Source organism: Candidatus Gorgyraea atricola (assembly GCA_030765235.1).
Lineage (GTDB): Bacteria > Omnitrophota > Gorgyraeia > Gorgyraeales > Gorgyraeaceae > Gorgyraea > Gorgyraea atricola.
Genome location: JAVCCW010000001.1, coordinates 15642 through 35968, shown reverse-complemented (window position 1 = coordinate 35968; position 20327 = coordinate 15642). Strand labels below are relative to the sequence as shown.

Annotated in this window: 21 protein-coding genes, 2 tRNA genes and 1 riboswitch; of the genes, 22 read left to right on the top strand and 1 reads right to left on the bottom strand. The window is 40.1% G+C overall.

Annotated features, from left to right (window positions below; all coding sequences use genetic code 11):
* The first annotated feature begins 1 nt into the window (after window position 1).
* From P9L93_00210 to pyrF, 3 genes are read left to right on the top strand one after another with little or no spacing between them, the layout of a single operon-like run.
* Window positions 2–793, top strand: coding sequence for a dihydroorotate dehydrogenase electron transfer subunit (locus P9L93_00210; protein ID MDP8229513.1), 792 nt, complete (start codon window positions 2–4; stop codon window positions 791–793).
* Window positions 784–1722, top strand: coding sequence for a dihydroorotate dehydrogenase (locus tag P9L93_00205; GenBank protein MDP8229512.1), 939 nt, complete (start codon window positions 784–786; stop codon window positions 1720–1722). The genes P9L93_00210 and P9L93_00205 overlap by 10 nt, the downstream gene beginning before the upstream one ends.
* A complete protein-coding gene (pyrF, locus tag P9L93_00200; protein MDP8229511.1) occupies window positions 1704–2393 on the top strand; it encodes an orotidine-5'-phosphate decarboxylase in 690 nt (229 codons plus the stop codon). The genes P9L93_00205 and pyrF overlap by 19 nt, the downstream gene beginning before the upstream one ends.
* A gap of 6 nt (window positions 2394–2399) precedes the next feature.
* Here pyrF and P9L93_00195 read toward each other — a convergent pair whose 3' ends face one another.
* The gene (locus P9L93_00195; GenBank protein ID MDP8229510.1) at window positions 2400–4118 is read right to left on the bottom strand and encodes a methyltransferase domain-containing protein; all 1719 of its coding nucleotides are present in this window, start codon (window positions 4116–4118) and stop codon (window positions 2400–2402) included.
* Window positions 4119–4240: 122 nt separating this feature from the next.
* Here P9L93_00195 and pyrE point away from each other — a divergent pair, with 122 nt between their 5' ends.
* The 19 genes from pyrE (at window position 4241) to P9L93_00100 (ending at window position 20153) form a co-directional block, all read left to right on the top strand.
* Window positions 4241–4807, top strand: coding sequence for an orotate phosphoribosyltransferase (gene pyrE, locus P9L93_00190; protein ID MDP8229509.1), 567 nt, complete (start codon window positions 4241–4243; stop codon window positions 4805–4807).
* Between the two features lie 38 nt (window positions 4808–4845).
* Window positions 4846–5448, top strand: a complete 603-nt coding sequence (locus P9L93_00185; protein MDP8229508.1) for a hypothetical protein — start codon at window positions 4846–4848, stop codon at window positions 5446–5448.
* On the top strand, window positions 5445–5933 hold the full coding sequence (locus P9L93_00180; GenBank protein ID MDP8229507.1) for a DUF2764 family protein: 489 nt from the start codon (window positions 5445–5447) through the stop codon (window positions 5931–5933). Before P9L93_00185 ends, P9L93_00180 begins: the two co-directional genes overlap by 4 nt.
* Entirely contained in the window at window positions 5930–7651 is a 1722-nt protein-coding gene (locus P9L93_00175) for a V-type ATP synthase subunit A (protein ID MDP8229506.1), read from the top strand. The genes P9L93_00180 and P9L93_00175 overlap by 4 nt, the downstream gene beginning before the upstream one ends.
* A gap of 68 nt (window positions 7652–7719) precedes the next feature.
* The gene (locus P9L93_00170) at window positions 7720–9015 is read left to right on the top strand and encodes a V-type ATP synthase subunit B (protein ID MDP8229505.1); all 1296 of its coding nucleotides are present in this window, start codon (window positions 7720–7722) and stop codon (window positions 9013–9015) included.
* Between the two features lie 2 nt (window positions 9016–9017).
* Complete coding sequence (locus P9L93_00165; GenBank protein ID MDP8229504.1) at window positions 9018–9632, top strand: V-type ATP synthase subunit D; 615 nt, start codon at window positions 9018–9020, stop codon at window positions 9630–9632.
* Window positions 9629–11413 (top strand): hypothetical protein, encoded by a 1785-nt coding sequence (locus tag P9L93_00160; protein MDP8229503.1) that lies wholly within the window; start codon window positions 9629–9631, stop codon window positions 11411–11413. Before P9L93_00165 ends, P9L93_00160 begins: the two co-directional genes overlap by 4 nt.
* A 31-nt stretch (window positions 11414–11444) precedes the next feature.
* Window positions 11445–11894, top strand: coding sequence for a V-type ATP synthase subunit K (locus tag P9L93_00155; GenBank protein MDP8229502.1), 450 nt, complete (start codon window positions 11445–11447; stop codon window positions 11892–11894).
* Between the two features lie 56 nt (window positions 11895–11950).
* A tRNA-Val gene (locus tag P9L93_00150) sits at window positions 11951–12028 on the top strand.
* 63 nt (window positions 12029–12091) lie between these two features.
* Window positions 12092–12169 (top strand) — tRNA-Asp (locus P9L93_00145).
* Between the two features lie 224 nt (window positions 12170–12393).
* Entirely contained in the window at window positions 12394–12849 is a 456-nt protein-coding gene (locus tag P9L93_00140; protein MDP8229501.1) for a hypothetical protein, read from the top strand.
* A 356-nt stretch (window positions 12850–13205) separates the two neighbouring features.
* Window positions 13206–14021, top strand: a complete 816-nt coding sequence (locus P9L93_00135) for an FRG domain-containing protein (GenBank protein ID MDP8229500.1) — start codon at window positions 13206–13208, stop codon at window positions 14019–14021.
* A 323-nt stretch (window positions 14022–14344) separates the two neighbouring features.
* The gene (locus P9L93_00130) at window positions 14345–16168 is read left to right on the top strand and encodes a hypothetical protein (GenBank protein ID MDP8229499.1); all 1824 of its coding nucleotides are present in this window, start codon (window positions 14345–14347) and stop codon (window positions 16166–16168) included.
* Window positions 16169–16226: 58 nt separating this feature from the next.
* Window positions 16227–16406, top strand: a complete 180-nt coding sequence (locus tag P9L93_00125; protein ID MDP8229498.1) for a helix-turn-helix transcriptional regulator — start codon at window positions 16227–16229, stop codon at window positions 16404–16406.
* Window positions 16407–16469: 63 nt separating this feature from the next.
* Complete coding sequence (locus P9L93_00120; GenBank protein ID MDP8229497.1) at window positions 16470–16661, top strand: helix-turn-helix domain-containing protein; 192 nt, start codon at window positions 16470–16472, stop codon at window positions 16659–16661.
* Window positions 16639–17709, top strand: a complete 1071-nt coding sequence (locus tag P9L93_00115) for a tyrosine-type recombinase/integrase (protein MDP8229496.1) — start codon at window positions 16639–16641, stop codon at window positions 17707–17709. Before P9L93_00120 ends, P9L93_00115 begins: the two co-directional genes overlap by 23 nt.
* 228 nt (window positions 17710–17937) lie before the next feature.
* Complete coding sequence (locus P9L93_00110) at window positions 17938–18651, top strand: response regulator transcription factor (GenBank protein ID MDP8229495.1); 714 nt, start codon at window positions 17938–17940, stop codon at window positions 18649–18651.
* Window positions 18652–18998: 347 nt separating this feature from the next.
* A complete protein-coding gene (locus P9L93_00105; GenBank protein ID MDP8229494.1) occupies window positions 18999–19532 on the top strand; it encodes a hypothetical protein in 534 nt (177 codons plus the stop codon).
* A gap of 72 nt (window positions 19533–19604) precedes the next feature.
* Window positions 19605–20153 carry a hypothetical protein gene (locus P9L93_00100; GenBank protein MDP8229493.1) on the top strand — a complete coding sequence of 183 codons (549 nt, stop codon included), beginning with the start codon at window positions 19605–19607 and terminating at the stop codon, window positions 20151–20153.
* 55 nt (window positions 20154–20208) lie between these two features.
* Window positions 20209–20300: riboswitch (cyclic di-GMP riboswitch) on the top strand.
* Window positions 20301–20327: the final 27 nt, after the last annotated feature.

The window sequence follows — 20327 nt, the reverse complement described above, 5'->3', positions numbered from 1 at the left end:
CATGAAAGACATAAAGGCTAAAATTTTATCGAATAAGAAGATAAGTGACAGCTATTACAAGATGACGCTTGATGCGCCTTATATTGCAAAGACTGCAAAGCCAGGCCAATTTGTGCAGATACGGTGCAGTGATGGGCTGGATCCATTACTCAGAAGACCTTTTAGCATTCACCGGGCTAAAGATCTAGAGATTTTATATGAAGTAATAGGTAAGGGCACAGAGGTTTTATCTGAGAGAAAACCAGGAGAACATATTGATGTTTTAGGACCTTTGGGCAATGGTTTTGGATTGCCTTCAGCTGTCAGCTCTCAGCTATCAGCTATTTTAGTCTGCGGGGGCATAGGAGTGGCACCGCTTGTTTTTCTCGCTGAAGAATTGGCAAAGAAAAAAATAAAAACTACTGTATTAATTGGCGCTAGGACTAAAAATTTAATATTGTGCGAAAAGGATTTTAAAGATCTGAGCGCAGAGGTCCATATCGCTACTGATGATGGAAGCTGCGGCCACAAGGGATTTGTGCCAGAGTTATTAGGGACAAGGGACATGGGACAAGAGACAAGGGTGTATGCTTGCGGACCTAAGCCAATGCTTAAAAGTATTACTGCTATATGCAGAAAGAAAGAACTAATGTGTGAAGTTTCATTGGAGGAGACAATGGCGTGCGGGGTTGGGGTGTGTTTGGGTTGCGCCGTTAAAGTAAAGGGACAAGGGACAAGGGACAAGGGACAAGGGTGTGAGTTAGTGTGTAAGGATGGCCCTGTGTTTGATGCAAAAGATTTGATATGGAAATAAAAATAGGAAAACTTAAATTAAAGAATCCGGTGATGGTGGCGTCAGGTACCTTTGGGTATGCAAAGGAATTTGAAGAGCTGGTGGATTTGAAGAAGCTTGGCGCGATTGTTACAAAGACGATCACGCTTAAGCCAAGAGATGGCAATCCTATGCCAAGGGTTTGTGAGACTGCATCAGGTATGCTTAATGCTATAGGCCTACAGAACGAGGGCGTTGAGAATTTTATCGACGAGAAATTGCCGTATCTAGCAAAGATAGGCGTTCCGATTATTGTGAGCATATCAGGAGATTTTGTAAAGCTAGCAAAGAGACTTGATAAGGAAGAAGCTGTGGATGGTATTGAGCTTAACATATCGTGCCCAAATGTTAAGGGACAAGGGACCCCATGCGAGAATCAAAGATTTCGTACGGGGCAGGCAAGGGACCCCATACGAGAATCAAAGATTTCGTACGGGGCAGGCAAGGGACAAGGGTTGGTTGCGCAGTGTCCGGAATCGACTTATGATGTTGTTAAAAGCGTTAGGAAGGTCACAGATAAGACTTTGATTACAAAGCTCTCGCCGAATGTTACTGATATTGTGGAGATTGCTAAGGCTGCATGTAAGGGTGGTACAGATGCAGTGAGTCTCGTGAATACATTTCTTGCAATGGCAATAGATATTGAGACAGAAAAGCCAAAGCTTGGCAATATTACAGGTGGTTTAAGTGGGCCAGCTATAAAGCCAATTGCCCTAAGGATGGTTTGGGAGGTTGCGAAGAATATTAATAAGCCAGTCATAGGTATGGGTGGTATAATGACTTCAGAAGACGCGATAGAATTTCTCCTGGCAGGCGCAAAAGCAGTTCAGATCGGCACAGCAAATTTTGTAGACCCAAGTGTGTGTGAAAAAATAATAAAAGGAATCGAGGCATGGACAAAGAAAAAATAATAATAGCGTTGGATGTGAGTACAATCAAAGAAACAGAGCGACTTCTAACTATCCTTAGTCCTCACGTAAGTATCTTCAAGGTAGGCATGGAGTTATTTTATTCCTGCGGGCCAAAGGTAATAGATATTATCAAAAAATATGATAAAGAAATCTTCCTAGACCTAAAGTTTCACGATATTCCCAATACAGTCAAAAATTCTGCAAGAGTTGTTACGCGGCTAGGCGTATTCATGTTTAATGTCCATGCCTCAGGCGGCAGCGATATGATGAAGGCAGCTATTGAAGGCGCAGAAGAGGAAAGTGAGAAGTTAGGAGTAGATAGACCAAGAATTTTAGGCGTGACTGTTCTTACAAGCATAGCTAACGCCACAGAAGCTCAAGTGTTAAATCTCGCTAAATCAGCAAAACAGTCTGGCCTTGACGGCGTCGTAGCATCTCCTCAAGAAACAGCCAAGATCAGAAAAGAATTAGGAAAAGATTTTCTAATCGTCACACCAGGAATAAGACCAGAAGGAAGCGCAAAACAAGACCAGAAAAGAACTGCCACGCCACAAGAAGCTATTAAGTCTGGCGCAGATTATATTGTAATCGGCCGACCAGTCACAAAAGTGAAAGACCCGTCTAAGGCATTGCAGGATATTGTTACAGGTTATGAGAAGGGTAGCGGTTGATGCTTTTTATAAGTGGCGCTTAAGATTTTTTATATTACCTATTAGCTGAGAACCGATTCTTGATTTTAACTTACCTTTTAGCTTTTTTCGCCCCCAGACAATATAAGTGTGGCTTAATATTGTTTCTTCTTTAGGACCAGTAGAAACATCAGAGCTAGAATCTTCATCTCTCTCCACAGCCCCAATATAATAACCAGCATCATCAAAACCCAACTCTTCTTTTAGGAGACCTACATAATCTTCAGGTTGCATTAGGCATTCATTCCTTTTAGCATGATGTTCTTCATCCGCGCTTCGATAACAAATAGCGATATACCCGCCTTCTTCTAATAATTTTAGCGTTTCTGATAATACATATTTTCTATCATCATATGGATAGAATATGAGCACATTGCTCAATGTGATTATAGGGAATTTTTCATTCTTAAACAACTCTCCTATGTCAAACATGTCACCTTCTATTAGACGTATATCTACATCCTTCTCAAGTTTTTCAAGATTGTTCTCAGCTAGTTTAAGCATTTTAGCTGAGATGTCTAGGCCAACTATAGTTTTTATGCCTTGTTGTACAGCTAAATTAGCTGTTATCCCTTCGCCTATTCCTAGAAGCAGAACCTTACTCTTTTTATTTATAATATCTGCAGGAACTGCTTTTCCAAAAATAGACCTAAGGGCTATTTTTATGCCAGGCTTTCTGGAAACGCTATGTTCATACTCATCGTAATCTTCTTTAATTTCCGATACAAGATTTTTGCGCTTTTCTTTTGGTGCCTCTTTCCATGCTTTAATCCCACCTGTTTTATTAACAACTACGTATACTGTATCAAATGCGTACACTTTGTCTAATTTACTATGTAATCTATCAAAAGCCTGAGTATCATAATCTCCTCCTCCCAAACGTTGTATTAAAAGCTCTAATTCTTTAGCAGAAAGTACAGACAATATTGTCTTTTTTTGTAAGTCATAATAAAACTGAGAGTCTATTTGCAAAAGGGCCTCTCTTGCTGTTGCTCTGTATTCGGGGCGTTTATTTTGCAATAGCCTACCTAATGGATATTTTGCCTCCTTAGCGCCTATTTTGCCCAAGGCCCTTACAGTGCTAATAACGAGAGAATACCATTCGCCACGAAAAGCTTGATCTAAAAGATCAATAAGCGGCCCTATAGCCTCTTTTTCTTTTCGATTTCCTAAAGTATTAACTGCATGAATTGCAAGCTCTGTATTATATATGTATTCCCCAGGATATTTATGAAGTGCTAATCTTTTGACTAACTCTTGAATTGGTATGAGATTTTTAATATCTTGTTTAAGCTTATCTTCGTTATGTCTTCGGCTATCTTTCAACACACTTTGCGTTTTATTTACTAAGCTTAAATTTTCCAATATTGGATTGATCTTATAGATATGCTCGTTTTTTTCTATAACGACTCCTGCACTTAAAAGAAAGTCCAAACTCTCTTGAACGATTGTTTTAGAAAGACCTGTATTTCTATTAATTTCTTCCACAGTAAGCCAGTTGTTAGCGCATAATAAATTAAAGATTTCCACCTTTGCTTGTTTTGACTTGGACTGCATCTTTTTAATTATATTTTCGTAATTTCCAATAGGAACTCTTAGCGTATTACTAGGCAGAGGACAGGTAGATGCTGTGCTAGTGAATAAGAAGAGAATACTTATTGCTAATGAAATAATTTTAACATGGAATTGTTTTTTAATCTTTCTCATAATCCGCACAGAAAAAGGCGCCTTTTTTGATTGACGCCATTGCTTATATCTATATTAAGTATACACCAAAAATAGCATTATTTCAATTGTTTTTTTAGCTTTGCTGTGTTATGATTATTTCAATGAAAAAAGAGGAAATTCTTAAGATTTTCGAGGAAACTCGCGCACTTTTGAAGGGGCATTTTAGGCTTTCCAGTGGGCTGCATAGTGGGGACTACCTGCAGTGTGCGCTTGTGTTACAACATCCTGAATATGCAGGGAAATTATGTAGCCAATTAGCAGAGAATTTTAAGAAGGATAAACCTACCTGTGTAGTAGCGCCTGCCTTGGGAGGAGTGGTTGTATCATCTGAAGTGGCTCGCTCACTTGGCGTGCGCTCTTTGTTTACAGAGCGTAAAGATGGCAAGATGGTTTTAAGGCGAGGATTTGATATAAAGCCTGAAGATAGGGTCTTAGTGGTCGAGGATGTTATTACTACGGGCCTTTCTACAAAAGAGGTTTTAGAGGTTGTAAAATCATTCAGTGCTACTATAGTAGGCGTAGGTAGTATTATAGATAGAAGTGGAAAGAAAATCGATTTTGGTGTAAAATCAATTAGTCTATTAAAATTAGATCTCCCAGTATTTCCCCCCGAAGAGTGCCCTTTGTGCAAAAAGGGCATAGAAATCACAAAACCAGGCAGTCGTTAGGTAGGGCACACTTTAGTGTGCCAAAAGAGGTGTTGATCATGTCCGAGAAATTAAAAGAGCTTCTTGAGAAGATCAATCAGGAGGGTGTGCAGCAGGCAGGGGAAAATGCCAAGGTAATAGAGCTGCAGGCAAAAAAGAATGCTGAGAGGATCATCTCTAGCGCAAAGAACAAGGCGCACTCTATAATCGAGGAGGCCGAAGATATTGCTGAGAAAACAAAAAAGACAGGCGAGGTCGCTCTTAAACAGGCATCCAGAGATCTAATGCTTTCTCTAAAGGATGAGATCAGAAAGATCTTTAGTAAAATTGTTGCTTCAGAGACTGCAAAGGCTGTGTCTAGCGAGGATATTGTAAATTTGTTAGTAGAATTGATAGAAAATTACATTAAAAAAGGCGGAGCCAGTTCTGACGTAGCAGTTTTGGTAAAGAAAGAAGACCTTGAAAAGCTTAAGAAGACGATGCTATCAAAATTAAAAGAAAAGGTTAAAGAAGGAATAGAGTTTAAGGCATCACCTAATATCAATGCAGGCTTCTCCATAAGTTTTGACAAGGGAAAATCATTTTTTGATTTTACAGACGAAGGACTTACGCAGGCTCTTTGCGCGTATCTTAATCCAGAACTTACGAAATTATTAAAATGAGAAAATATTATTATTTAGTTTCCAGCCTTCCAATGCTTGAGTTCGGCGAAAAACCAGCCATATCCTATGAAGATTTTCTAAAGTCATGCAAGACTCAGCTTAGCCCAAGTGACATGGAGACTATAGAAAGAGCTGAAGAATGGAAAGAATGGGGTAGGTTTAGTATAGCCCTCAGGAATGAAATTGCAGTCTTTAGAGCTACTAAAAGATCAAAGGATCCTAGCAAATATATCCACGGCGAAGATAATCGCGATCCGCTTTTAATTTCCTCAGCGCATTGGGCTGTGAATATGGATTCACCTCTTGAGGCAGAGCGATTCCTTGACCAGCTCAGATGGGAAAAATTAGAAGAATTATCAAAATGCCATTATTTTAACATGGATTTTTTAGTTACATATGCATTGAAACTAAAGATTTTAGAACGCTGGCAAACAATAAATTCTCAAGACGGCACGCAGGTTTTAGAGACTTTGGTGAAAGTATGAGCGATAAAAGACAAGGGAAGATAGTAGGCATAAATGGAAACATGGTTATCGCGGAGTTTAGCGACTATGTGGTGCAGAATGAGGTGGCCTATATTCTGCATGGCGCGGAACGACTAAAGGCAGAGGTTATACGCGTCAGGGGCAACCGCGCAGAGTTACAGGTCTACGAGGATACAAAGGGTCTTAAGGCCGGGGAAAAGGTTGAGTTTACAGAAGAACTTCTATCAGTTGAATTAGGCCCGGGGCTTTTAGGTCAGATATTTGATGGACTGCAGAATCCATTGCCGCAGCTTGCTGAAAAATGCGGATTTTTCTTAAAACGCGGAGTATATCTAGAGGCATTGCCTGATGAGGTAAAATGGGAATTCACGCCTTTTGCAAAAAAGGGTGATAAATTGCGCTCAGGCGGAAAACTTGGTTTTGTAAAAGAAGGCATATTTAAGCATTGGATAATGGTTCCATTTGGCCTGCAGGGTGAATTAGTGCTCGACAGTATTGTAGCTAAAGGTAATTATGATTTAAAGCATGTAATTGCAAAGCTAAAAGATGAACAAGGCAAACTACATGATGCTGCAATGCAGCAGATCTGGCCTGTAAAAATTCCAATAACCGCATATAATGAAAAATTAAAACCTGAAAAACCTATTGTTACTAAAATCAGGATCATGGATACACTGATGCCTGTTGCATTGGGCGGCACATATTGCGTGCCAGGTCCTTTTGGTTCTGGCAAGACTGTATTGCAGCAGCTTATTAGCAAGCACGCAGAGATAGATATTGTAGTCATAGCTGCATGCGGTGAAAGGGCAGGAGAGGTTGTTGAGACTCTCAGGACATTCCCTGAATTAATAGATCCTAAGACAAACAAACCTTTAATAGAGCGCACAGTTATTATCTGTAACACCAGTTCAATGCCTGTTGCTGCAAGAGAATCAAGTGTATATACAGCTGTTACAATAGCTGAATATTATCGCCAGATGGGACTCAATGTATTGCTCCTGGCTGATTCTACATCGCGCTGGGCACAGGCAATGCGCGAGATGTCAGGCCGTCTGGAGGAAATCCCTGGTGAAGAGGCGTTCCCCGCGTACCTTGAGACAAGGATTGCTTCGTTTTATGAAAGGGCAGGACTGATGAAGCTACGCGATGGTAACATTGGCTCAGTAACAATAGGCGGCACAGTAAGTCCTGCTGGTGGAAACTTTGAAGAGCCTGTGACACAGGCCACGCTTAAGGTAGTAGGCGCATTCCATGGCCTTTCAAGAGATCGCTCTAACGCGAGAAAATATCCTGCAATAGACCCCCTTGAGAGCTGGAGCAAATACAAGAGCTTTATAGACGAGAAACAGATACAACTCGCGCAGGAGATCCTTAAGAAAGGCAATGAAGTAGGTCAGATGATGAAGGTAGTAGGTGAGGAAGGCACGTCTTTAGAGGATTTTATCATATATCTAAAGGCAGAGTTTATAGATTCAGTGTATCTGCAGCAGAATGCATTTGATGAAGTAGATGCGGCTACTATAGAAGAGAGACAAAAATACATATTTGGCGTGATTTACGAATTCCTTGAGAAAGAATTTTCTCTCAAAGACAAAGATTCTGCCAGGAAATTCTTTCAAACCTTAAGACAGAAGTTCATAGAGTGGAATTCCATCGAGTGGAAAACAGATGTATTTTTTGAGAAGGAAAAGGATATAAAGACAAAGGTCTTTAAATAGAACCCCATTCCAAATTCTGAGAGTATCGTAGGGTGTACCCAAATAGGACGCCTACAAGTTCTAAATATATGCAGAAAATATATAACCGCATAATTCAGATCGCTGGGAATGTCGTGACAGTCGAGGCAAAGGATATCGGATACAAGGACCTTGCAGAGATATCTTCAAGGGCAGGTAAGTCCCTTGCCCAGGTTATAAGGATCGACAACGAGCGCATACATCTTCAGGTCTTTGCAGGAAGTCAGGGTGTCTCAACAGGGGATAAAGTAAGATTCCTGGGCCATGCAATGAGGATATCATTTGGTAAAAATCTTTTAGGCCGCATTTTTAATGGCGCAGGCCTACCCAGAGACAATGGCCCACGGCTTGAAGAAGATATGATAGAAATAGGAGGCCCGCCTGTAAATCCTGCTAAGAGGATCATACCCAACAAAATGGTCCGCACTGGCATCCCGATGATAGATGTGTTTAATTCTCTTGTCGAGTCCCAAAAACTTCCTATCTTTTCAGTACCTGGTGAGCCATACAATGAGGTACTTGCGCGCATTGCAATGCAGGCAGAGGTAGATCTGATTATCTTAGGAGGCATGGGCCTTAAATACGACGACTATCTCTTTTTCCGTGATGCCTTAGATAAACACGGCTCGCTTTCACGCTCGATATTTTTTGTACACACAGCATCTGATCCTACTGTTGAATGTCTTTTAGTCCCTGACATAAGCCTGGCTGTTGCAGAGGAGTTTGCGCTTAAAGGAAAGCGCGTGCTGGTGCTTTTAACAGATATGACGAATTTTGCAGACGCGTTAAAAGAGATCTCGATCACTATGGAACAGATACCATCTAATAGAGGTTATCCAGGCGATCTATACAGCCAGCTCGCTAGCCGCTATGAAAAGGCAGTGGATTTTGATACAGCCGGCTCTATTACGATCCTGGCAGTGACTACGATGCCAGGCGATGATGTTACTCACCCAGTGCCTGACAATACTGGCTACATAACAGAGGGCCAACTCTATTTAAGGAATAAGTCTATTGAGCCATTCGGTAGTCTCAGTCGTCTCAAGCAACAGGTAAATGGCAAGACCAGAAAAGACCACCGCGCTGTGATGGACAGGATGATCCAGCTGTTTGCTGATTATCGCTCGAGTTTGGAAAAACAATCAATGGGTTTCCAGATGAGCGAGTGGGACAAAAAACTTTTGCAATACGGAAAGAATTTTGAGCAGAGGATGATGAATCTTTCTGTGAACATCCCACTTGAAAAGGCCCTGGATCTAGGCTGGGAGATCATGGCAGAGAATTTCGAGCCATTTGAGACAGGCATTAAGACTGAACTAATAGAAGAATTCTGGCCGAAAAAATAATCATGCCAAAGGTTCGATTTACAAAAGGCGAACTAAAGAGGCAGCGAGATGCGTTGAGGCAGTTCGAGCATTTCCTGCCTTTTTTGCAGTTAAAAAAACAGCAGCTACAGCTGGAAATACAACAGGTGCACGCCAGGTTAAAATTAAAGATACAGGAGATAGATAACCTTGAGACTGAAATCAGTGAATGGGCAGGCCTCTTGAATGAAAGCACTGAACACATTGCCAAATGGGTGAGAGAGGGCAATGTAGTTACTGTTGCGGCAAACATTGCTGGCGTGGATATCCCGGTTTTTGAGCGCGTGGACTTTGAGGAGCCAGAGTATGATCTGTTTTTGACGCCCTTGTGGACAGACATTGCTATTAATAAAATACGAACGCTCGTAGTATTTTTAGAAGAGGAAAAAATAATCAAACAGCAGATGCGAATCCTGGAGCATGAATTAAGAATAGCCACGCAGCGCGTTAATCTATTTGAAAAAATAAAGATACCCGAGTGCAAAGAAAACATCCACCTCATAAGGATATATCTAGGCGACCAGCAGACAAATGCAGTGGGCCGTTCAAAGATAGCAAAGAGTAAGATCGAGGAAATGGTTTTAGAAGGTGTAGCATGATAGTTTCAATGAAAAAACTGAGCATAATAGTACAGTCAAAGGATATTGACGCGACACTCAAGGCCTTGGCAAGATCAGGCGTTGTGCATGTCGAGCACCAAAGGCCTCCAGAAAATGAAAACATAAGCCTTCTCAAAGAAAAATATCTTTCTCTTTTTAAGGCCATAGATGCATTGCCTGATCCACCTGGATTCCAAAAAACACATAGCCATCCAGATAAACTAATGCAGGAGATCTTGAATTTCGTAGATAAAGAAGAAGTTCTTACAGAGGGAATAAAGAACATAAAGAAGGCTATAGAAAAATGGAAAGACTGGGGAGATTTTGACCCAGAACTTATTTACAAACTCGAGGCAAAGGGTGTATGGGTAAGGCTTTGTAAGCTCACAAAGAAAGAGTTACGTAATATACCAGAAGGCATAATAATAAAGGAGCTTTTTAATAAAGGTAACATCTTTTATTGTGCAGCCATCTCAAGAGAAGAGATAAAATTGCCTTTTGAGGTCATACAATTACCTGAACAAGGCCTTGAAGAGATGTTAGCGAGCCTAAAAAGAGAAGAAGAGAAATTGCGCGAGATAGAAAATGGCCTGGCAGTTCTTTCAAAATATAAAAAGTCACTTTTTTCATACGGGAAAAAACTTTCTTCGCTAATAGAGTTTAACAAGGTATCTGCAGGTCTTGGGAGCTTTGAGAAATTATCGTATCTAATAGGGTACTCTCCTCGGGACAAGGTAAAATCTATTGAAAAAATAGCAGAAAGAGAAAGCTGGGGCCTTATTGTCGAGGATCCATTGGAGAGCGACAATGTCCCTACCCTAATAAGGAATCCTCGATGGATAGAGATGATCAGGCCTCTTTTTAAGATGATAAACACTATTCCTGGCTACAGGGAAGTAGATATAAGCCTGTGGTTTTTGGTATTCTTTTCAATATTTTTCGGTATGCTTATAGGTGACGCTGGTTACGGCGCAATATTTTTTGTTCTGAATCTATTCTGCCATGTGAAATTTAGAAACAAGGTGAAGGACAGGTCTATATTTTTTCTTACATATCTTTTAAGTCTCTGCGCTATTACGTGGGGATTATTAACAGGTACATTCTTTGGCCAGGCATGGTTGCCAGAGAGAGTTCATCCGCTCCTCCCGCTTTTAAGGCAAGAGGAAACTATCCAGGCACTCTGTTTTCTTATAGGCGCTATTCACCTGAGTATTGCGCATCTGTGGAAATTTATCCGAAAAATGCCGTCAATAAAGGCGTTTTCTGAAGCAGGATGGATATGCATGCTGTGGGCAGCATATTTTATAGCAAAGACATTGATTTTAGGCGAGGCATTTGCTGAGAGCGCAAAGTGGCTTTTAATAATAGGCGCTAGCCTCATTATTTTATGCACGAACCCTAGTAAGAGTTTATTTAAGACAGTCGGCTCTGGCATAGGAGGCCTTCTTCTCAATGTAATTAATAGTTTCACAGATATTGTTTCATATATACGCCTGTTTGCGGTGGGCGCGGCAACTGTGGCAGTGGCAGACGCGTTTAACCAAATGGCCTCAGGCATAGGTTATGGAAACATATTTGCCGGATTTCTAACAGCGTTTGTGCTTTTATTCGGGCATACATTGAATATTTTATTGGGCGCCATGGCTATTCTAGTGCATGGCGTGAGATTAAACATGCTTGAGTTTTCAAGCCACATGAACATGGAATGGTCAGGCGTGGAATATACGCCATTTCAAATGAAGACACAGCTTACCGAGGCTGAAAGTCGAGGTAAGCTGTGAGTCTGAATTTGACCCCAAAGGAGGTAGGCTGATGGATGCAAATGTATTATTGCAATTTAAAGACCTTGGCGTCGCAGGTTCACTTGCGTTCGCTGCAATGGGTTCTGCGCTTGGCGCAGGCGCAGCAGGCATGGCAGCAGTAGGCTCATGGAAGAAATGCTTTGCGCAGAATAAGAACGCGCCGTTTATTCTCACGGTATTCGTAGGCGCGCCGCTCTCCCAGACCATCTACGGCATGATCGTAATGAATGCCTTTGTAGAGCTTGCGAATAAGGGACAATTCATGTCTGGCGCAGGCATACTTAGCGGTATTGCAATGGGGATGTCAGCATGGATGCAGGGCAAGGCAGGCGCAGCAGCAGCTGATGCAATGGCAGAAACTGGCAAGGGATTCGGTAACTACCTCATAGTGCTAGGCATAATCGAAACCGTTGCCCTCTTTGTAATGGTCTTCATCCTAATGGCCGCCGGAAAGCTATAATTTTTTAGTGCTTGCAAAATATTGGGTGATGTTGTATATTATTAAAGCGCTTTAAAGGGCGGTTAGCTCAGTTGGTAGAGCGCTTCGCTTACACCGAAGAGGTTTCACAGGTTCGAGCCCTGTACCGCCCACCATCCTACGTTCACACAGGGCGAATCTTCGTAGCATACTTCGGATGGCAAGCCATTTGAAAATCAGGGGACGTAGTTCAGTTTGGATAGAACGCAAGATTGTCGATCTTGAGGTCGCGGGTTCGAGCCCCGTCGTCCCCGCCATAACTTTGTAGTATAATTAGGATTACGACTAAAACCCTATTTATCGTCGAGAGACGGTGAATAGGGTTTTTTTATTTTCTTGAGAATCTTGAATTTTAGACAATTTTTGTTACGTTCTGTTACGTTTTCAACCAGTGTCATTGCGAGGCGCGAAGCGCCGAAGCAATCTCTAATATTCTTCGAGCGAGGCCGAAGGCCGAGTCGAGAAGCTAAATAAGGAACTCATGCACTACCAATACCTTCACTACGTTTTCTTCACAACCTGCCGCAAGCGCAAAATCAACAAAACCCCTATGCTCCTACTAATCTACCTCCGGGGCCTCTATTCCAGATTTGGCAACATATTCACATGGAAAGACAAGACCATTGCAGATGACCTAGGCATAAACCGCAAAATGCTCCAAAGATCCAGGCTCGCCCTACAGGAGAAAGGCGTCATAGACTTTGTAAGCGGTAAAGGCCAAGCCCCCACCCAATACCTTATATTAGACAGCGTCCTGGCCCCAGAGAGAGTGGACAAAAAGCGCCTCAGAGTGGACAAAATAAAGCCTGGGAGTGGACATAATGTCCACTCCATATATAAGAGTTATGAAAATAATAAAGATAAAATACCTTTCAAGCGATTCCAAGGTATGAGCGAAGCAGATAGAGAATTTTTAAGAAAGAAAGGCCTTTTGTAACCCAATGTCTCTCCCAAAGATCATAACGATAGACCTCTTAAACTCCAAGACATACTTATGGATAGACGCCATTCTCATCAAAGAAAACCAAAAAGCTATTCTGATCAAGTTTGATGATAGAGAAATCTGGCTTCCCAAGGCGTGGATTGCAAAGATTAAGCACAAGAGTCATTGCGAGGAGCAAAGCGACAAAGCAATCTCTATAAAAATCAAAGTATCTGAGCATTGTTGGACCAGAAAGGTTTCATAATAACAAATTTACATAACACTATATATTTGTTATAATTATAAATGGAAGAAACAATAAATACAAACTGGGAGTTCGCCTATCAATTGTTATAACAAGGGAGTTGAAAATGAATTTTATTGATATAAGTTGGAAACAATTCAAAGATCAGGTAGAAAAACAGATTCTAATTGATAAAAAATATATTTATCGTGGTCAATCCAACAGTATATGGAACTTGAAAACGACTCTACATAGAACAGAACAGTTTAAAACTCCCGAAGATATCGAATTTTATTTCGATCATATTATACCCTATGCTCACGAAACAGTAGCAACATGGGAAGGCAGGGCGCGTAATTTAAATAATAATCTTGAACTTGCACAATTTGTTGCATATCTTCGACACAATGGTTTTCCTACGCCGCTACTCGATTGGACATACTCACCTTTTATTGCTGCCTTTTTTGCTTTCGATGAAATAAATCACTATTCACCTCAAAATGATTATGTTTGCATTTATTGTTTTGATCTGGCTAATTGGGTAAAAACATTTAAGCAATCATATGATTATCGAGACAAAAATACTCATGTCTCTGCACTTCAGCCTTCATCTATCGGAAACCCCAAGCAACTCCTCCAGCAGGGCGTGTTTTTGTATACAAATTTAGAAAATATAGAAAGCCATATCGAAGTAAATGAGAAAAAATTTAGTCAAAAATTTCTATATAAATACAGAATCTCTTGCACAGAGCGACCTCAAGTGATGAGAGAACTAGGGTTAATGAACATTACACCCATACAACTTTTTCCATCACTTGAAAGTGTTTGTAAGAAAGTAGCAACTGATGTTTCTCTGCTTTTTCCAAGAGGTAAAACAAAGAGCGAAATAAATACTAAAAACATGATTTATGAGCTTTTAAAATTAAGAAATACAAAAAAATAATAGAGATTTATGACAAATCAATACAGCGAGTGATGTTATACAAGATGTACAAATAAACGCATAACAACTCGCTTAGAATAAAAGATCAAAAAGTAGATCGCATTATATAGATACGCTGGTTTTTAATACCAGTAAACTCATAAGGTTATGTAGTTTGGTTTTAGTTCAACTTAACCCCTTCTTTTTCTTAAAGTTACAACAACTTCCACAAAGCATAAATTTCCTTGAAAATCCCCTATTTCTATGGCATACTTATATATGTAAAGTATAGCAGTTAAAAGAACCAGATTAGCCCCATAAAAGGGTTATTTTTTGCCTGGATTATGAAAATGTTTAGAAAAACATGCAATTTTAAGATGGCACTATCTCTAATAAGCACGGTATTCTTGTGTTTATTCATATTTAACCAAGAAGTTTGTTCTGGTCCTATTTCAGATTGTTCACTGCGAATACCTGTCACCAATGGAAGAGGAAAACAAATTATAGATTCAATACAAGCTAAAAAGAATAAAAAAGCTATTCTTGAGGCAATGAGTTTTAGGACAATAGAAGAAGCTAGGGCATATTTGAAATCTATGGGAGCTAATTACCTGATTCCACAATGGGTACTGCCCACGCCATCTCTCAAGCTTGAAGTAGGACATGAGTTCTTAGAACAATTGGGTATTAGTGAAAAAGAAGCTATAGATTTATTTAGTGTATTTTCGGTCCCCGAGCAAACTATAGAACAAAATCCAGACCTAAAGAAAAAAGCAAGAATAGCTTTTTCTTTTAGGTCTAGTCTCCGAGCCATATTCTTTCCAATAAAAAAAGGTGTTGTTCTTGATGGAGAAACTTTCTATGTGATTCAGGTTAGAGGGCTGGGTATTTCAGAACAGGCAAGACTGGATAAAGAATATAACTCAAATGAAACTGTTAGATTTAGTGAACGTTTTGGTCCTGACAGAATAGAATATGGGCCACCCCTTGATGATAGGTATGAATTAGGTTATTATACAAGAGACGCAGGTCTAGCGAGAAAAAGAACCATGGCCAACAGAGAAATGCCTAATTGTAAAAAGGCTTGGGATGCAGGATTTGACAAATACTTAGCAAGAAATATTTTTCTTTTTGATGTTCAGGGATATGTGGATTCAAATGGCCAATATCATACTCTATCGTCAGTTAAAAAGAGAAGAGAATACAAGGAATGTGCTGCAGTTGTTACATTACATCATTCTACTTTGCCGCGCATTGATGAGATAGAGACAGCACTTGAACGCTCAAAACATCCTGACTGGTATGATGAAAATTCTGCATTGTTTAAACGTGAATGCGAAATTTGGAAAGCTACTAAAACAATGTTACTTAAAATACCTTATTTGCATGAAGATGGTGATGAATTTGGTGCATGGATATATTTTCCAAAATTTGTCGCTGGACTAGCTGCAGAATTTGTCAATCACGGCATGAATTTCTCGCAAATGACAAAACAAAATTACAAATTAAATGAATTGGCAGATTTTCATCATCTTAGCAATCCGAGTGAATTTGTTCAAGACGTCATAAGAGAATCCGGGTTTAATGCAAATAATGAAGAATCGGAATTAGAAAAAGGGGACATACGTTTTGCATATATGTATACTCTAGATGGCGAAGAGTTATTTTGGCCTTTTTATATTTTCTCCGGAGATGTCTCACATGGATTTGATGTAATACGCAGTTGGAACGAGGCACTTCTACGCTGTAATGAATTTACATCCAAGGAGATCTATGGAGACATAGAAATTCTTTATCTAAAGACTTTTATTGATACTTTAGATGATGATTTACGCAGTTGTTTTTATTTTTACATTATGGATTTTTGTCTTTATATAAGAAGTAAAGGTAAGAGTTTATCTGAAGGACTACCTTTATATTTACGTTCCACGGAAATAAACTGGTTAATAAACAATATCAGCTCTTATTTTAATATGCCAGAACTCAAGCCTGTAAATAATCCACATTTTCAAGAGAAAGAAGCCGAGTCTTTACGGAAATTGTTTAATTCGAAGTTTAGCGCTCTTCCATTAAGGCGCATCCAAGAGCTCGATGCATTACACAATAGTATCTCAGATCAAGATGTGAAACCAATAGAGATACCCGCTGTTAACCAAACTTTTCTTTAATATTTTTTCACAAAGAAAGACTTGACAATTGTCAAGTCACAGGGTATACTTCCCTTAGATGACGGAACGGGAAATACTTGCGAAGATTCAGGATTACATGCGAAAACATAACCTCCGTCAATGGGAATTCGCGAAGAAAATCGGGGTTCCTGATGGCACGCTAAATAGGTGGCTTAGAGGAAGATCAAATATCTCAAAGGCCTATTTAAAGCTTCTGAAGAAAGAAGGGGTTATTTAGATATTTTTTTAATCAAAATCTTGACAATTGTCCAGTCAGTTGGTCAGTAGCAAGGGGGTGAATATGAAAAAATATGTAGGCGTAAAAGAGATTGCTGAGTTTATAGGGTTGCCCACAGGGACGATTTACTATTATGTAAGCACGGCAAAGATACCTCATTATAAGTTTAATGGAAAGCCCAGATTTGTTCTTGCAGAGGTTGATAGGGCAATAAGAGGGAATGGTAAAGGCAATGACAGCGAAAAAGTTTGGTGATCTATATAGGCGGAAAGATAGCTCTGTATGGTGGATGTGGTATTATGACGCTAAGGGTAAGCGCCGCCAGGAGAGCACTAAGACTGACGATAAGGAATTGGCAAGGAGAAAGCTTTTAACCCGACTTACAGAACATCAGGCACTACGTACAGGTGAAAAAGCTGTTAGCGATATGCCGTATTTACATTTCGCAGAGGAGTTTCTAAAACACTATAAGGCGCGCTATCCTTACGAGACTTTTAAATCCCATAGAAGCTGTATAAATGAGTTTATGAGGTTCTTAGACCTTGTTGGCCTGAATCTCCTGTCTGAAATTACAACTGCAGTAATAGATAAATACATTACATATCTAAGAGAATCTAAAGGAAACAGGGCTAACACCTGCAATAACCATTTAAAAAATCTCTGTACGCAGTTTAATTTTGCAATAAGGCATAATTTAGTAAAGGATAATCCGGCTAAGGGCTGTAAAAAGGTTGAGGTAAATGATGCAAAGCAGAAAAGCGCCCTCTCTCCTCTCGAGTATCAGGCCTTTATGGCAGCCACAAAGAAAATGTATCTCTTCTACTTCCCTATTTATTATACATTCATTCATACAGGGCTTAGATTTACTGAGCTTATTAAGCTAAAGTGGCAGGATATTGACTTTGAGAACAAGGTCTTATGGGTTATGCAGCCAAAATGCAAGAAAAAACCCGACTATATCAGTATGCATGATGGGCTTATAAAGGTCTTAGATGGACTTAAAAAGAAAAGTAGGAGTGAATATGTCTTTACTACAGAAGATGGAATACCTTTTGGCATTAGGACAAGAAAAATCATAAGGAGACTAAAAGAGATACTAAAGAAGGCAAATATCACTGGTATAAGCACCATACATGAACTTAGGCATACACATTGCAGCCTCTTATTTAACGCAGGATTGAATACAAAAGAAATAATGGAGCAGATGAGGCATACTGAGTTAAGGACTACAGAAGGTTATGCTCATATATTTAGGCCAGAGGCTAATAGGAAGATTAAGAAATTAGAGCGGTTGGACAGGTAGTTTGTTACGATTCTGTTACGTTCTTTTAAAAATTGACGATTTTACCGACGATAAATGGCTAACGAGGGTTAATCCCCCGTCGTCCCCGCCACACCTAAATCTAACCCAGTTTTATTTCTTTCCTAATAGTTTCCCCTTGACACAAAAGATTTGTTATGCTATATTTATCTTAGGGTTTTAGTTTATATTTAAATAGTTTTTAATAAGCTTGGAGGCGAATAGAAAGACATGAAGAATAATACCGGCCAAAAGATTTTAGTAGCTGATTCAGATTCTAAGACAGTTAAATTCATAAAGGAGGTCCTTGTTCAGCAGCAGCATGCCAAGGTTCTCTCTGCCAGGACAGCTGATGTGGCAGTAGAGCTGGCATGGCGCAAGAAGCCAGACATGATAATCGTGAATACAGAGCTTGTAGATCTGAGCGGCTGGGATGTCCTGGGAATCTTAAAGAAGAACGAGCCTACAAGCAGGATTCCCTTTATTATGATGGATAAGGTTGCCAACATAGATGATGAGATACGGGCCTTGAACTCAGGCGCGGATGACTATATTGCCAAGCCTTTAAAGAGGGAGCTGTTTCTTGCCAGGATAAAGGCGGTTTTTCACCGCTGTTTTATTGGTTCTAATAACCACAAGCAAAACTCAGAGGAAGAGATAGTTAAAGCAGGTAATATCGTAATCAATATGTCCACACATATGGCATATATTAAAGGAAAACAGATAGATTTGACCCCCAAGGAATTCGCGCTCCTTTATCTCTTTATTAAGAAGCAGGGCCGCGTTCTAAATAGGGTTTTTTTATCAGGCACTATCTGGGAACGTGAGTATTTTGAAACAAGCCATACCATTGATAAACATATCGCTAATCTTCGCAAGAAGTTAGGTAAAGAAGGTAAGCGTATAGAGACTCTTCATACCATAGGTTATAAGTTCCAGGCCTAAAACATCTACTAATCAGGACAATATCTATTAAAAATAAAGCCAGATGCGCAAAATTTGCGCAAAGGCTTTATCTTGCCAAAATCGCCTTAAACCAATCAGAACCATCCACAAAAAAATAAGAAAATAGACCTGAAAAGAATTCATAAAAACTTCAGATTTCCTTCAGGGAAAGTTCATGTGGGGGTGCTATAGTTGTAGTGGGTTCAGAAAGGAAAACAAGAGATGAGTTTGAACAAAGTGACAATCAAGCAATCAAGGGTGAACAAGGGAGGTGATGTCAGTAAGATAGTTTGCCTTTTAAGGAGTTACAAAGAGATAAACCTGGAAACACAAAAAGGAGGCAGGAAATGAAGAAATTAATGATAATGTTAATGGTAGGTCTTTTGGTAGTGGGTTCAAGCGCTGTTTACGCAGTTGGTGAAGATAGTGATGTAGAGACATCCGCTGTCAGCCTTACTATTCCGCATGCCGCAAAACTGGTCATCAGTCAGTCAGCTTCCTCAAAGACGCTTGTGCAGGATAGCGATGCTGAGACAGATTTTGATACAGGGTACACGGATCTTGATGCTGGCAAGCCTAATTTAAAGGTTTCTGCAAATAAGAACTGGGTATTGTCTGCTAAGAGCAGTGGCTTCGCAACTGTTGGTACCTATGATAAGTTAGTTGGAGACCTGCAGCTTCTACATACAGGCAGTTATGTAGCAGGAGGATTTGACAGTTTTACAGGGCTAGCTCTAATAGATCAGTCCATTGCTACTAATGCTATAGGTGTAAAGAATGAAAACTATGACTGTCAGTACAGAATTCTTCTGGACTATACAAAGGATGTACCAGGTGAATATACTGCTACAGTGACTTACACATTGGCTACACAGTCGTAATTTTAAAAGATTAGTTTGCCTTGCCGGGCAAGCTTTTAAAGCCTGCCCGGCAGCATCCACAAGGACTCAACCATGAAATCAATAAAGACAATATTAATATTAATTTTAGTTTTAGTTATTGCTGGTAGATATAGTATAGTTTTTGCAGCACAGGACGATACTGATACACAGACCTCAGTAGTAAGCCTCACCATTCCTCATGTATGCCGACTTGTTATTAGCCAGCCTGATTCTTCAATAACACTTGACCAGGATGTGGATGCTGAACAGGCTTTTAATGATGGCTACGCAGAGCTCGATGCTGGTAAACCCAGTCTAAAGGTCTCCGCCAATAAGAACTGGAAATTAAGCGCCAGGAGCAGTGGTTTTACTGTTAATGGCAGCTATACTAAGGACATAGGCGATCTGCAGCTTAAGGATGCTGGCTCAGCACATGTGACCAATGGCTTTAATGACTATAAGTCGCTTTCAGCAGTGGATCAGGACATAGCCACATATTCAGGAGGCGTTAAGAATGAAGACCACCCTTGCCAATATAAGATCCTACTGGACTATGAAAATGACATACCAGGCGAATACACTGCTACAGTGACCTACACGCTTTCCACAGATGCCTCATAATAATACAACCCCTTGAAAAGCAATGATTTTATGGTATACTTATAATGTAATTAAGGTACGATAATAGCAAACCACTTGAAAGAGTGGGACGCAAAGCCAACAGGCCTACAGTCCTGTAAAAGGGGCAAGGGCGGCTGGGTTGCCGAAACCATTAAGACCTATTCTCTTTCAAGG